The sequence below is a fragment of the Phytobacter massiliensis JC163 genome (assembly GCF_000321045.1).
In the GTDB taxonomy this organism is placed as follows: Bacteria; Pseudomonadota; Gammaproteobacteria; order Enterobacterales; family Enterobacteriaceae; genus Phytobacter_A; species Phytobacter_A massiliensis.
In genome coordinates this window covers 1,890,918-1,903,364 of sequence record NZ_HE578945.1, presented here as the reverse complement: position 1 = coordinate 1,903,364, position 12,447 = coordinate 1,890,918, and the positions used below count along the sequence as shown (strand labels likewise).

The following is a 12,447-nucleotide window of genomic DNA, read 5'->3' as shown; positions in this document are numbered from 1 at the left end:
CCGCAAGGAGAGAAGCGATGAGTCAGGTTAGCGCTGAATTTATCCCCACCCGTATTGCGATTCTTACCGTCTCCAGCCGTCGCGGCGAGGAAGACGACACCTCCGGGCACTACCTGCGCGACGCCGCGCATGAGGCGGGGCACCAGGTGGTGGATAAAGCCATCGTCAAAGAGAACCGCTACGCCATCCGCGCTCAGGTATCGGCCTGGATAGCCCGCGAGGAGGTGCAGGTCGTGCTGGTAAACGGCGGTACCGGCTTTACCGAGGGCGACCAGGCCCCAGAAGCCCTGCTGCCGCTGTTTGACCGCGAAGTGGAAGGCTTCGGCGAGCTGTTCCGTATGCTCTCCTTTGAAGAGATCGGCACCTCGACCCTGCAATCCCGCGCGGTGGCCGGTATGGCGAATAACACGCTGATTTTCGCCATGCCCGGCTCGCCAAAAGCCTGCCGTACCGCCTGGGAAAATATCATTGCCCCCCAGCTCGACGCGCGCACGCGCCCGTGTAATTTTCACTCCCATATTAAGCCCTGATTATGTCCCGACTGACCCACATTAACGCCGACGGCGAAGCCCATATGGTGGACGTTTCCGCCAAAGCGGAAACCGTACGCGAGGCCCGTGCCGAAGCTTTCATCACCATGCAGCCGCAAACGCTGGCGATGATCCTCGACGGCAGCCACCATAAAGGCGATGTGTTCGCCACGGCCCGCATTGCGGGCATCCAGGCGGCAAAACGCACCTGGGAGCTGATCCCGCTCTGCCACCCGCTGCTGCTCAGCAAAGTGGAAGTTCTGTTGCAGGCCCAGCCTGAGCACAACCGGGTGCGCGTGGAGTCCGTCTGCCGCCTGAGCGGTAAAACCGGCGTGGAGATGGAGGCGCTGACCGCCGCTTCGGTAGCGGCGCTGACGATTTACGACATGTGCAAAGCGGTGCAGAAAGATATGGTGATTGGCCCGGTACGGCTGCTGGCGAAAAGCGGCGGCAAATCCGGCGATTTTAAGGTGGATTCTGATGATTAAGGTACTGTTCTTCGCCCAGGTGCGCGAGCTGGTGGGCGTTGATGCGCTGGAGCTTGAAGCGACGTTTCCCACGGTAGGCGCGCTGCGTCAGCAGCTGGCGAGCAGAGGCGATCGCTGGGCGCTGGCGCTGGAGGAGGGCAAGCTGCTGGCGGCGGTAAACCAGACCCTGGTCAGCATGGAGCACCCCGTTGCCGACGGTGATGAGGTTGCCTTTTTCCCACCCGTGACCGGAGGCTGATATGAGCGAGACGCGCATTGTCGTTGGGACCGCGCCGTTTAACGTTGGCGACGAACATAGCTGGTTAAGCGCGCGGGACGAAGACGGGGCGGTGGTCACCTTCACCGGCAAAGTCCGTAACCATAATCTCGGCGATAACGTCAGCGCGCTGACGCTGGAGCACTATCCCGGCATGACGGAAAAGTCGCTGGCGGAAATCGTGGTGGAAGCCCGCAGCCGCTGGCCGCTGGGGCGGGTCACAGTGATTCACCGCACCGGTGAACTGTGGCCGGGGGACGATATCGTGTTTGTCGGCGTCAGCAGCGCCCACCGCAGCAGCGCGTTTGAGGCCGGGCAGTTCATCATGGATTATCTAAAAACCCGCGCCCCGTTCTGGAAGCGCGAGGCGACCGCGCAGGGGGAGCGCTGGGTCGAGGCGCGCGACAGCGATAAGCAGGCAGCACAGCGCTGGTAACGCTTTAGCGGGAATGTGTTAACCTTGTTGATGGGTATTCCATTAATGAGGAGTCAACCATGGACCGATTCCCCCGTTCCGATTCTATCGTTTCGTCGGCACGCACCGGCTTACAAACCTATATGGCCCAGGTTTACGGCTGGATGACCTGTGGCCTGCTGCTTACGGCCTTTGTCGCCTGGTACACGCTGTATAACCAGAACGTGCTGATGGCTATCTACTCCAGCCAGCTTGTCTTTTTTGGCCTGATTATCGCCCAGCTGGCGCTGGTGTTTGTGCTGTCGGGTCTGATTCATAAGCTGAGCGCGGGGATGGCGACCACGCTGTTTATGCTCTATTCCGCGCTAACCGGGTTAACCTTCTCCGGCGTGCTGTTCGCCTATACCGCTCAATCCATCGCCGCGACCTTTGTGGTTACCGCCGGGATGTTTGGCGCCATGAGCCTTTACGGCTTTACCACCAAACGCGATTTAAGCGGGATGGGCAGCATCCTGTTTATGGCGCTTATCGGCATTGTTCTGGCATCGCTGGTCAACTTCTGGCTGAAAAGCGAAAGGCTGATGTGGATTGTGACCTATATCGGGGTGATCGTGTTTGTCGGCCTGACCGCTTACGATACCCAGCGGCTTAAAAACATTGGCGCGCAGATTGACGTCAGCGACAGAGGCCATCTGCGCAAATATTCGATTCTGGGCGCGCTGACGCTCTACCTGGACTTTATCAACCTGTTCTTAATGCTGCTGCGTATCTTCGGCAACCGGCGATAATAGTTACCCTCACCCCATCCCTCTCCCTGAAAGGGAGAGGGGGAAAAGCTGGCCCCTCTGGGGCAGGGTGAAGGGAATCCGGCAAGGGACACCAATGCAAATCGCTCAACTCAGGGAGGAGTGATGAAACCTTTTGGCTGGCTTTCTCCGCCGCAAATCAAGCCCACGGAGCTGATGGTCAATGTCTGCCTGTGGCTGGCGGCGGGCATGGCGTTGGGCATCGGCGTCGCCTGGCTGGCGCTGCACATTCCCGTCGTGCGTGAATGGTTTGCGCCCGGCCCCGTCATCGCCGTGTTGATGATTATCTTATTCGGCGGCGGGATTATCCTTCACACGCTCTTCGAGCGCTATAGCACCCCGGTCGCGCTGTGCTTGCTCATCGTTCTGAATCTGCTGACCGGGTGGCTTCTTACCTGCATTTTCTCCTGGCCTGGCGCTGCCTTAATCCTGGGGGTAACCAGCGGAATGTTCCTCGTCAGCGCCGTTATCGCCCATTACGCGGGCAGCAGGATTGGCGGCGGTGGCTATTATCTGCTCATGGTGTTAGCGGGGCTTGGTCTGACGGTGCTGGTCAGTATTGCGCTGCACAGCGGCCCGCCGGAGTGGGTCGGCTGTGTGGTGATGGTTCTGCTGTTTGGACTGACGGCGGCGGGGAACAGTTCGCGGCTACGGCTTTCCGCCCGCGAACTCTATATGCAAGAATTTACCACGGTGCAGGCCTGCGCCATCCATGGCGCGTTGCGGGTCTGGCTGAATATCGTCAACCTGGTGTTTGAGCTGCTACGGCTGGTGATATATATCATCGACAGCTTCCGCTTCCGCTGATCAGCCTTTGGCCATCGCCTTCTCATTTTTTGCCCGCAGCTTTTTGGCGCGGCCTTCCAGCACCAGATAACCAATCAGCGCCAGCAGCAGCGGCAGGAAATAGTAGAGCACGCGATAGGCAAGCAGGGCGGCGATAATCACTCCCTGCGAGACATGCTCGCCGGCCAGCAGGGCGAGAAACACCGCCTCAAGCACGCCGATCCCCGCCGGGATATGGACAATAACCCCGGCAATACTGCTCACCAGCAGCACCCCCAGCACAAAGAAGAAGTTAGCCTGTTCGCCCATCAGCAGCCAGATGATCGCCCCCATCGCTATCCAGTTGGCGCTGGAGATAACCATCTGCGCCACGGCGAACTTCCACGAGGGAATGACCAGCTTCTGCCCCTTAATGGTGAAATGACGGCGTTTGGCGAAGGCACAGGCCCACAGATAGAAAGCAATGAACAGCAGCAGCGCCACGCCAACGATCCGCAGGGTGGTATCATCGATATACCAGTGTTGTGGAATATCGACCACGCCGAAGGTAAACAGAATACCGCCAAGCAGGATATACCCCAGCCAGTTGGTGGTAATACTCAATGAAAAAATACGCGTGATAGTGCTGCTGGGCAGCCCCAGGCGTGAATAGAGCCGGTAGCGCATACCGATGCCGCCCACCCAGGTGCTGAGCGTCAGGTTAAAGGCATAACAGATAAACGACACCAGCATCACCTGGCGTTTAGCGAGCTTATGGCCGCAGTAGGCGCGGCCAAGCAGATCGTAGCAGCCATACAGCAGGTAGCTCAGGATGACCAGCGCGACCGCGCCGAGCAGGGCGGTGCGGTTGTAGTCGCGGATCACTTTCCAGACATCTTCCCAGTTCACTTTTTGCGCGTAGAGTACTAACAGTACGGCGACGGCAATAAAGAAGATCCAGGTGAGGATTTTTTTCGCCAGTTTCCAGCGCGGCTTTGATTTTGCCATCAGGGTTTTACCCCCGAATTTTCAGGGTCGATACGATCCTGCGTTTCGATCTCCGGCTGGACGGGCGGCTCCACCAGCGCCAGCCTTGGCGTATGTGCAGGCAGCCAGCCAACCAGCGCCGGGAAGTGACGCAGGAAGTGGAACACAATCACGCTCTTGGCAAGGTTCCACCAGGTGCGCTTCGGCGCCATTGACTCGTCCACGCGCACGCAGTCTTTGGCGATAATCGCGTTCAGGTTTTCCCGCAGCGTTTGGTTAAACTCACGGTCGTGAATGATCAGGTTGGCCTCCAGATTGAGCGACAAACTTAACGGGTCGAGATTACTGGAGCCCACGGTCGCCCAGTGGTCATCCATCAGCGCCACCTTGCCGTGCAGCGGGCGGCGGCGATATTCATACACCTCCACGCCGCCTTTAAGCAGATAGTTATAGAGCAGCTCCGCCCCCACTTTGACAATCGGCATATCCGGCTCGCCCTGCACGATGAGCTTCACCTTGACGCCGCGCCGGGCCGCGTTACGCATGGCGTGCAGCAGGCGATAGCCGGGGAAAAAGTAGGCGTTGGCGATAATGACTTCCCGGCGGGCATTGGCGAGCATCTTAAGGTAGTGGCGTTCTATATCATCCCGGTGGTCGTCATTGTCCCGCCAGACAAAAAGCGCCTGCGCTTCGCCGGGCTTTCTGTTCTCCTCCGCCTGATGGCGTCTGCGCTGCCACCAGCGTTTGGTCTGGGCTTCATCGGGCAGGTTTTCCAGTTCAAACTGCAGAATATCTTCCACCACCGGCCCTTCCACGCGCACCGCATAGTCCTGCTTGGCCTCCGGGCCGTAGCTGGTGACATGCTCCGCCGAATAGTTGATGCCGCCGACAAAGGCGATGGTGTTATCTATCACCACAATTTTACGGTGCATGCGGCGGAAGACGTTGGTGCGCATCCCCATCAGACGGGGGCGCGGGTCGTAATAACGGAACACGACACCGGCGGCGGTGAGTTCGTTAACGAATTCGTCGCTTAAATCCGGCGAGCCGTAGCCGTCCAGTAACACCTCAACGTTGACGCCCCGGCGTGCCGCTTTTAACAATGCGGCATGCAGTTCGCGCCCGACGTCATCTTCAAACCAGATAAAGGTTTCCAGAATGATTTTCTGTTTCGCCTGCTCAATGGCGGCGTAAACAGCAGGGTAATAGTTATCGCCATTTTCCAGTAACTGGATGCGGTTACCCTCTCGCCATGTACATTTCATAGGTGGATCTCCGCGCTCAGAGGGGCATGATCGGACAAATGACGCCAGTTGCGCAGCGGTAAAGCGGTGGGAGAGCTGGCGCTGGCGTTTTTCACATAAATACGATCAAGGCGTAGTAGAGGCAGACTCACCGGGAAGGTACGGGCAGGGCGGCCATGGGCGCGAGTAAAAATCTCCTCCAGCCCGGCCTGCATTTTCAACGGATGGTTGGCGCGTTGCCGCCAGTCGTTGAAATCGCCCGCGACCACCACCGGTTCATTTTCCGGTAGCGAATTGACCCACTCCGCCAGCATAGTCAGCTGCGCCTGTCGATGCGCCTCGCGCAGCCCCAGGTGGACGCAGATAACATGTATCGCGCGATCGATATGGGGCGGTACGATGCGGCAGTAGAGCAGGCCGCGCTTTTCACTGCCGTCTACGGAGACATCCCGGTTTTCATAATGCTCAATGGGGAAACGCGACAGCACCGCGTTGCCGTGGTGCCCTTCCGGGTAAACGGCGTTGCGGCCATAGGCGAAATCGCTCCACATGGTATCGGCCAGAAACTCGTAGTGGGTGGTGTCCGGCCAGTTCTCAACGTGCAGCGGATGCACTTCATGCGCGCCCATCACTTCCTGCAGGCAGACGATATCGGCGCTAACGGTGCGTACCGCGTCGCGCAGCTCGGGCAAAATGAACCGTTTATTAAATGCGGTAAAGCCCTTGTGTGTATTAATGGTGAGCACTTTTAACGAAAATTGCCGGGTTTGTTGGGTCATATTGCTCCTGCCAGCCTCACTATCCTCATGAAAATAAATTGTAGTCTCTGTCACAAAAAGCTGCCGGGTTACGGAATTTTCTGTAAATACGCGTAGTCTCAGAAAAGTCATATATTCGTCAGGAGAGAAGCCATGAAGTGGCAACAACGTGTTCGTGTCGCAACCGGCCTGAGTTGCTGGCAGATAATGTTGCATTTGCTGGTTGTGGCAGTGCTGGTGGCGGCCTGGATGAGCGGGGCGCTGGTGCGTGTCGGGCTGGGCCTGTGCGTACTGTACGGCGTGACGGTGATGCTGATGCTCTTTTTACAGCGCCACCATGAAGCGCGCTGGCGCGATATCGGCGATTTTCTGGAAGAGCTCACCACCACCTGGTATTTTGGTACGGCAATGATTGTGCTGTGGCTGCTCTCCCGGGTAATGCAAAACAACCTGCTGCTGGCGCTCGCCGGGCTGGTTATCCTCGCCGGGCCTGCGGTGGTATCGCTGCTGGCGAAGGATAAAAAACTACATCACTTTGCGTCGAAACATAGCGTACGCCGCTGAACCCGTCGTGGCCGTTATCACCAGAAGCGGCCACAGACTCCCCCACACAATGGAAAAATCCGCATCCTTAAGGTAGATCTGCTTGGTGATATCGGTGAAGTGGCGGATAGGGTTAACCCAGGTTAAATCCTGCAGCCAGACCGGCATATTTTCCACCGGCGAGACATAGCCGGAAAGCAGTATCGCGGGCATCATAAAGACGAACACGCCGATAAACGCCTGCTGCTGGGTTGCGCAGAGGGCGGAGATCAGCAGGCCGAATCCTACCAGCGACAGCCCGTAAACCAGCATGGTGAAGTAAAAGAGCACAAGCGATCCGGCAAACGGAATTTTATACGCCAGAATCCCCACCGCCAGTACGATAGTCGCCTGGAAGGTGGCGACGATAAGCGCAGGCACCGCTTTGCCGATAAAAATCTGCCAGGTGGTTAGCGGCGAGACCAGCAGTTGGTCCAGCGTGCCCTGTTCGCGCTCGCGGGCAACGGACAGCGACGTCACGATCATCACGCCAATGGTGGTGATCATGGCGATAAGCGATGGCACCACAAACCATTTGTAATCGAGATTGGGGTTATACCAGTTGCGGATAACCAGCTCGCTGTTATTGGGTTTCGCTTTGCCTTCCATCAGTTCCTGCTGGTAATTTTTGACAATCTCCTGCAGGTAGTTGGCGGCGATCTGCGCGCTGTTAGAGTTGCGTCCGTCAAGAATAAGCTGCATTGGCGCGGGGGTGAAGCTGTCCAGCCTGCGTGAAAAGTCTGCCGGAAAGCGTACCAGCAGCAGTGCTTTCTGCTCATCAATGGTCGTGCGAACCGCCTGCGGGCTATCGAGCAGCAGAACGTGAGTAAAGGCTTTAGCGCGGGCGAAGCGCTGGGTCAGCTCCACCGCATGTTTGCCGTTGTCCTCGTTGTAGACGGCGATAGTGGCGTTGGTCACCTCAAGCGTTGCGGCGAAGGGGAAGAGCAGCACCTGAATCAGCACCGGTAAAATCAAAATCGCCCGCGTCTGCGGCTCGCGCAGCAGCGACTGCAGCTCTTTGCGAATTAACGTCCATAAGCGATGAAACATGCGTCCTCCCTAGTCCAGCCGCCGTTTGGTTTTAAGCCACGTCAGGCCGATAAACATCACCGCCGAGGCCAGTAAAAAGAGCACGTTAACCACCAGTACCACCGGAATATTCCCCGCCAGAAACAGGCTTTGCAGCGTATTGACGAAGTAGCGCGCCGGGATGATATAGGTCACCGCCCGAATAATTGCCGGCATACTGTCTATCTGGAAAATAAAGCCGGAGAGCATGATCGAGGGCAGAAACGCGGCGTTAAGCGCCACCTGCGCGGCATTAAACTGGTTGCGGGTGATGGTGGAGATAAGCAGACCCATCCCCAGCGTGCTAAGCAAAAACAGGCTGGTGATGAGAAACAGCACCAGCAGCGAGCCGCGATAGGGCACGCCAAGGATAAACACTGAGACAAGCATACAGAGCAGCATCGCCAGCATGCCAAGGAAGTAGTAAGGAATCAGTTTGCACAGCAGCAGTTCGCCGCGCGTTACCTCGGTCGAGAGCAGCGCCTCCATGGTGCCGCGCTCCCACTCTCGCGCCACCACCAGCGAGGTAAGGATAGCGCCGATCACCGTCATGATAATGGTCACCGCGCCGGGAATAATAAAGTGCTGGCTGATGGCCGCCGGGTTGAACCAGTAGCGCATCTGCACATCGATCAGCGGCTCAAAGCGTTCGCCCCGATCCTCCGCCCGCTGCTGCTGCCAGGTTTGCCAGATCCCCTGCACATACCCCTGCACAAAGTTGGCGGTATTGGGTTCGCTGCCGTCGGTGATCACCTGCAGCGGCGCGTCGTCGCCGGGACGGGCCATCTTTTCAGCGAAATTAACCGGAATCACCACCAGTCCGCGAATACGCCCGGCCTGCATCATCTGCACCAGCTGCTGGCGGTTGTCGCTGATGGTGGCCTCAATCCACGGCGAGCCGGTCATCGCGTGAGTGAAATCAAGCGCTTCTTCGCTGCGCTGCTCAAGCAAAATGCCCACCCGCAGCTTGCTGGAGTCCAGGTTAATGCCGTAGCCGAAAATAAACAGCAGCAGCAGCGGGATCACTACCGCAATCAGCCAGCTACTGGGATCGCGGACGATCTGGCGCGTCTCTTTTACGCACAGCGCGCGTACCCGACGCAGGGAGAGGGGGCTATGGCGCATGGTGGTGCTCCTTATCCCAGTTGTGAATCAGGGTAATAAACGCGTGTTCCATGGTCGGGTCGCTATGTTCATCGTCGGCGGTTTGCGCTTTCAGGGCGTCCGGCGTGCCGCTGGCGATAAGCTTGCCGCGATAGACCAGCCCGATGCGATCGCAATATTCGGCCTCGTCCATAAAGTGGGTGGTGACCATAACCGTCACCCCTTTTTCGACCATGCTGTTGATGTGCAGCCAGAATTCGCGGCGGGTAAGGGGGTCGACGCCGGAGGTTGGCTCATCAAGAAACAGGATATCAGGTTCATGCATCAGCGCGCAGGCGAGCGCCAGCCGCTGCTTGAAGCCGAGCGGCAGGGCATCGGTAGCCTGGGAGGCGACAGCTTGCAGGCCGAATGCCTCGACCATGCGGTTAATCTTTTCCTGCTGAGCACGCCCGCGCAGGCCATATACCCCGGAGAAAAAGCGCAGGTTCTGCGCCACCGTCAGGTTGCCATACAGCGAGAATTTCTGCGCCATATAGCCCAGGTGCTGCCGGGCCTGGCCTGAACTGGTTTTCAGATCCATATCCAACACCAGCGCCTGGCCGGAGGTGGGCACCAGCAGGCCGCACATCATCTTAAAGGTGGTGGATTTACCCGCGCCGTTGGGGCCAAGCAGGCCGAAGATTTCGCCGCGCCTGACCGCGAAGTTGACATGATCGGTGGCGGCGAAATCGCCAAATTTTTTGGTCAGCGCTTTGGCTTCTATCACCGTTTCATCCGCCGAGCCGTTGACCGTATGCAGGATCGCCCCCAGCGGCGAATGGGTAAACCCCGCGCCGCCAAGCAGGTCGATAAAAGCGTCTTCAAAGCGCGGGGTGGTTTCATCAATAGCGAGTTCGTTAAGTGCGGCCGCATCGCGCAGTGCGCTGACCGTCGCCTCTTTTTTCACGATAACCCGTACCGAGCGCCCCTGAATCATGCCGTCGCTCACCTGCGGCAGCCGGAGCAGCCGCTGGAGCAACTGGCGATTGTTCTCCTCTGGCGTGTGGGCAAGAAAACTGCGCCCGGCCATGGTCTGCGTCAGCGCGCGCGGCTCGCCCTGATAAAGCAGTTCCCCTTCGTTCATCAGCAGAACGTCTCGACACTGCTCCGCTTCGTCCAGATAGGAGGTACTCCAGAGGATCAGCATGCCGTCGTCGGCCAGGGTATGCACCATCTGCCACAGCTCGCGCCGTGAAATGGGATCGACGCCGACGCCCGGCTCATCCAGCAGCAGCACTTTCGGCTGGCCCACCAGCGTGCAGGCCAGCCCCAGCTTCTGTTTCATGCCGCCGGAAAGCTTGCCCGCCAGCCGCCCGGTGAACGGGGCCAGCGCGGTGAAGGCCAGCAGGCGCTCGAAGGTCTGCTGGCGCTGCTCGCCGGTCACGCTGCGCAGATCGGCGTAGAGATTCAGGTTCTCCATCACCGTTAAATCTTCATAGAGCCCGAATTTTTGCGGCATATAGCCAAGCAGCGCATGCAGTTCGCTACTGTTCTTAATAGGATCGAGGCCCAGCACGGTTGCCGTGCCTTCGTCAGGCTTCATCAACCCGGCAAGAATGCGCATCAGCGTGGTTTTCCCCGCGCCGTCCGGCCCGACAAGTCCGGTGACGTACCCCGCCTGAATCGAACAGTCAAGGCGGGCCACTGCCGGTTTTTCCATCCCGGCGAAGCGTTTAACCAGGCCGTTAAGATGAATCACGGCTTCACTCATTGCGCGCTCCGCTGTCAAAGTTCACCGTAACCGGCATCCCCTGGCGCAGGGCGTCATCGGCATCGGTGACAATAATGCGCAGGCGATAGACCAGATCGGTACGCAGATCCGGCGTCTCCACCGTTTTTGGGGTGAACTCTGCGGTGGGCGAGACAAAGCCGATTTTGCCGTGGTAAGGCTTATCCGGGCGGCCATCGATATAAAGCTGTACCGTCTGGCCCGGCTGCGCCTGATGCAGGCTGGCTTCGTTGACGTAGGCGCGCACCCAGACCGGGCGGGTGAGGGAGAGCGTCAGTACCGTGCTGCCCGCGTTAAGCATGCTGCCCGGCTCCACGGCGCGGGTGAGGAGGGTGCCGTCCGACGGCGCAATCAACTGGGTATCTTTGAGATCAAGTTCGGCCTGCGCCAGCTGCGCCTGCGCCTGTTCAAGGCTCGCTTTCGCCTGCGCTATCTCCTGCGGTCGGTTACCGGTGCGGTACTGGCTTAACTTATCCCGCGCTGATTTAAGCTGCGCCTGCGCCTGATCCCGCGAGGAGCGGGCATTTTCCAGATCGTTGGCGGAAATCACCCGCGTTTTCCATAGCCCCTGCTGGCGTTGATAAAAATTACGGGCGTAGTCGTATGCCGCCTGCGCCTGATTCACCGCCGCCTGGGCCTGCGCTATCTCTTCATTACGATAGCCTTCGGCCACCAGCGCGTACTTCGCCTCGGCCGCTGAGACGTTGGCCTTTGCCTGCATAAGCGCATTTTCGTAGGGCGCGCGGTCGATAACGCCCAGCGGCTGCCCGGCCTTGATGGCATCGCCTTCATCCACCGCCAACGACGCCAGCCGCCCGCTTACGCGGAAACTTAAATTCACCGTGCGGATATCTACGTTGCCATACAGCGTAAGCGGCGTCTCCTGCCTGCTCTGATGCCACATCCAGCCGCCGCCAAGGGCCGCGAGCAGCACCACGATTATGACTATTGCCATCACCGGTTTTTTCATCACTTAGCTCCTTGTTAGTCCCAGCAGGATAAGATCGACATGGCAGGTAATCACCTGACAAATCAGCGCGGCTTTTTGCTCATCAAAGGCTGTCCATCCCGCGCGCAGCAGAATGGTCTCTCTGCCGAGACGAAAAGCGAGGATTTCACCAATCAGCGCGTGGGTGTGCAAAATGGTCTCGGTATCGTTCGCATCGCGCCCGGTCAGGGCGGCAATAAGCCGCGTGAAGTGGCTGTGCAGCGGGGCGATAACCTGATCGTGCACCAGCTGGTAGGCGCGCGTAGGGGAGAGCTGCTCACGAGAGATAAACTTGCTCAGGCTGAGCGTATCGTCCTGGGTGAGCAGGGCTATCATGTTTTCGCAGGCCTTGTGAATAAGCGCGCGGATGGCGGCTTTGTCAGGCTGCGGCGCGGCGAGCAGCGCTTCGGCCGCTTCGGCATGGGGCCGGAAATTTTCTCCAATAAAGTCGGCAATCCACTGGGCGCAGGCGAGGTAGAGATCTTCCTTCGAGCCAAAGTAATAAGGGATAGCGGCGATATTTTGCCCGGCAAGGGCAGCGATATCGCGGGTGGTGGCGTGCAGCCCATATTCGCCAAACTGGGCGAGTGCAGCATGGATCAGCTGGTTTCGCGCCTGTTCGCCTTTAAGCGTCGTCGAGTTCATCGTGTCCGTCAGCTAAAGTTAATCAATCGATTGATTAACTTTA

Annotated in this window: 15 protein-coding genes; 7 read left to right on the top strand and 8 right to left on the bottom strand. The window is 58.5% G+C overall.

Going from position 1 to position 12,447, the window contains the following annotated elements:
- Positions 1–17 precede the first annotated feature (17 nt).
- The 6 genes from moaB (at position 18) to ENTHG_RS09270 (ending at position 3,302) form a co-directional block, all read left to right on the top strand.
- Entirely contained in the window at positions 18–530 is a 513-nt protein-coding gene (gene moaB / locus ENTHG_RS09295) for a molybdenum cofactor biosynthesis protein B (protein ID WP_044178298.1), read from the top strand.
- A gap of 2 nt (positions 531–532) precedes the next feature.
- Positions 533–1,018, top strand: coding sequence for a cyclic pyranopterin monophosphate synthase MoaC (moaC, locus tag ENTHG_RS09290; protein ID WP_044178295.1), 486 nt, complete (start codon positions 533–535; stop codon positions 1,016–1,018).
- Positions 1,011–1,256, top strand: a complete 246-nt coding sequence (gene moaD / locus ENTHG_RS09285; RefSeq protein WP_044178292.1) for a molybdopterin synthase sulfur carrier subunit — start codon at positions 1,011–1,013, stop codon at positions 1,254–1,256. Before moaC ends, moaD begins: the two co-directional genes overlap by 8 nt.
- Before the next feature lies 1 nt (position 1,257).
- Positions 1,258–1,710, top strand: a complete 453-nt coding sequence (gene moaE, locus ENTHG_RS09280) for a molybdopterin synthase catalytic subunit MoaE (RefSeq protein WP_044178290.1) — start codon at positions 1,258–1,260, stop codon at positions 1,708–1,710.
- Positions 1,711–1,769: 59 nt separating this feature from the next.
- On the top strand, positions 1,770–2,477 hold the full coding sequence (locus ENTHG_RS09275; RefSeq protein ID WP_044178288.1) for a Bax inhibitor-1/YccA family protein: 708 nt from the start codon (positions 1,770–1,772) through the stop codon (positions 2,475–2,477).
- A 123-nt stretch (positions 2,478–2,600) separates the two neighbouring features.
- Positions 2,601–3,302: a Bax inhibitor-1/YccA family protein gene (locus ENTHG_RS09270; protein WP_044178286.1), complete on the top strand. Its 702-nt coding sequence runs from the start codon at positions 2,601–2,603 to the stop codon at positions 3,300–3,302.
- On the opposite strand, the gene ENTHG_RS09265 is transcribed toward ENTHG_RS09270, so the two are convergent.
- From ENTHG_RS09265 to ENTHG_RS09255, 3 genes are read right to left on the bottom strand one after another with little or no spacing between them, the layout of a single operon-like run.
- Positions 3,303–4,268 (bottom strand): lysylphosphatidylglycerol synthase domain-containing protein, encoded by a 966-nt coding sequence (locus tag ENTHG_RS09265; protein WP_044178284.1) that lies wholly within the window; start codon positions 4,266–4,268, stop codon positions 3,303–3,305.
- Positions 4,268–5,512 carry a cardiolipin synthase ClsB gene (gene clsB, locus ENTHG_RS09260; protein WP_044178279.1) on the bottom strand — a complete coding sequence of 415 codons (1,245 nt, stop codon included), beginning with the start codon at positions 5,510–5,512 and terminating at the stop codon, positions 4,268–4,270. Before clsB ends, ENTHG_RS09265 begins: the two co-directional genes overlap by 1 nt.
- The gene (locus ENTHG_RS09255) at positions 5,509–6,270 is read right to left on the bottom strand and encodes an endonuclease/exonuclease/phosphatase family protein (protein ID WP_044178276.1); all 762 of its coding nucleotides are present in this window, start codon (positions 6,268–6,270) and stop codon (positions 5,509–5,511) included. The genes clsB and ENTHG_RS09255 overlap by 4 nt, the downstream gene beginning before the upstream one ends.
- Before the next feature lie 132 nt (positions 6,271–6,402).
- On the opposite strand from ENTHG_RS09255, the gene ENTHG_RS09250 reads away from it, so the two are divergent.
- The gene (locus ENTHG_RS09250) at positions 6,403–6,813 is read left to right on the top strand and encodes a YbhQ family protein (protein WP_044178273.1); all 411 of its coding nucleotides are present in this window, start codon (positions 6,403–6,405) and stop codon (positions 6,811–6,813) included.
- Here ENTHG_RS09250 and ENTHG_RS09245 read toward each other — a convergent pair.
- The 5 genes from ENTHG_RS09245 to cecR are packed head-to-tail and all read right to left on the bottom strand — an operon-like array spanning position 6,775 to position 12,404.
- Positions 6,775–7,881: an ABC transporter permease gene (locus tag ENTHG_RS09245; protein WP_044178270.1), complete on the bottom strand. Its 1,107-nt coding sequence runs from the start codon at positions 7,879–7,881 to the stop codon at positions 6,775–6,777. The genes ENTHG_RS09250 and ENTHG_RS09245 overlap by 39 nt on opposite strands.
- Positions 7,882–7,890: 9 nt before the next feature.
- On the bottom strand, positions 7,891–9,024 hold the full coding sequence (locus tag ENTHG_RS09240; RefSeq protein ID WP_044178267.1) for an ABC transporter permease: 1,134 nt from the start codon (positions 9,022–9,024) through the stop codon (positions 7,891–7,893).
- Positions 9,014–10,753 carry an ATP-binding cassette domain-containing protein gene (locus ENTHG_RS09235; protein ID WP_044178264.1) on the bottom strand — a complete coding sequence of 580 codons (1,740 nt, stop codon included), beginning with the start codon at positions 10,751–10,753 and terminating at the stop codon, positions 9,014–9,016. Before ENTHG_RS09235 ends, ENTHG_RS09240 begins: the two co-directional genes overlap by 11 nt.
- Positions 10,746–11,741 carry a secretion protein HlyD gene (gene hlyD / locus ENTHG_RS09230; RefSeq protein WP_044178262.1) on the bottom strand — a complete coding sequence of 332 codons (996 nt, stop codon included), beginning with the start codon at positions 11,739–11,741 and terminating at the stop codon, positions 10,746–10,748. The genes ENTHG_RS09235 and hlyD overlap by 8 nt, the downstream gene beginning before the upstream one ends.
- Positions 11,742–11,744: 3 nt before the next feature.
- Positions 11,745–12,404 carry a transcriptional regulator CecR gene (cecR, locus tag ENTHG_RS09225; RefSeq protein WP_044178259.1) on the bottom strand — a complete coding sequence of 220 codons (660 nt, stop codon included), beginning with the start codon at positions 12,402–12,404 and terminating at the stop codon, positions 11,745–11,747.
- Positions 12,405–12,447: the final 43 nt, after the last annotated feature.

Coding starts and splice junctions, on each gene's coding strand:
- ENTHG_RS09265 (WP_044178284.1), bottom strand. CDS start 4,268: ATGGCAAAATCAAAGCCGCGCTGGAAACTGGCGAAAAAAATCCTCACC.
- hlyD (WP_044178262.1), bottom strand. CDS start 11,741: ATGAAAAAACCGGTGATGGCAATAGTCATAATCGTGGTGCTGCTCGCG.
- ENTHG_RS09270 (WP_044178286.1), top strand. CDS start 2,601: ATGAAACCTTTTGGCTGGCTTTCTCCGCCGCAAATCAAGCCCACGGAG.
- clsB (WP_044178279.1), bottom strand. CDS start 5,512: ATGAAATGTACATGGCGAGAGGGTAACCGCATCCAGTTACTGGAAAAT.
- moaD (WP_044178292.1), top strand. CDS start 1,011: ATGATTAAGGTACTGTTCTTCGCCCAGGTGCGCGAGCTGGTGGGCGTT.
- ENTHG_RS09275 (WP_044178288.1), top strand. CDS start 1,770: ATGGACCGATTCCCCCGTTCCGATTCTATCGTTTCGTCGGCACGCACC.
- moaE (WP_044178290.1), top strand. CDS start 1,258: ATGAGCGAGACGCGCATTGTCGTTGGGACCGCGCCGTTTAACGTTGGC.
- ENTHG_RS09255 (WP_044178276.1), bottom strand. CDS start 6,270: ATGACCCAACAAACCCGGCAATTTTCGTTAAAAGTGCTCACCATTAAT.
- cecR (WP_044178259.1), bottom strand. CDS start 12,404: ATGAACTCGACGACGCTTAAAGGCGAACAGGCGCGAAACCAGCTGATC.
- moaB (WP_044178298.1), top strand. CDS start 18: ATGAGTCAGGTTAGCGCTGAATTTATCCCCACCCGTATTGCGATTCTT.
- ENTHG_RS09250 (WP_044178273.1), top strand. CDS start 6,403: ATGAAGTGGCAACAACGTGTTCGTGTCGCAACCGGCCTGAGTTGCTGG.
- moaC (WP_044178295.1), top strand. CDS start 533: ATGTCCCGACTGACCCACATTAACGCCGACGGCGAAGCCCATATGGTG.
- ENTHG_RS09235 (WP_044178264.1), bottom strand. CDS start 10,753: ATGAGTGAAGCCGTGATTCATCTTAACGGCCTGGTTAAACGCTTCGCC.
- ENTHG_RS09245 (WP_044178270.1), bottom strand. CDS start 7,881: ATGTTTCATCGCTTATGGACGTTAATTCGCAAAGAGCTGCAGTCGCTG.
- ENTHG_RS09240 (WP_044178267.1), bottom strand. CDS start 9,024: ATGCGCCATAGCCCCCTCTCCCTGCGTCGGGTACGCGCGCTGTGCGTA.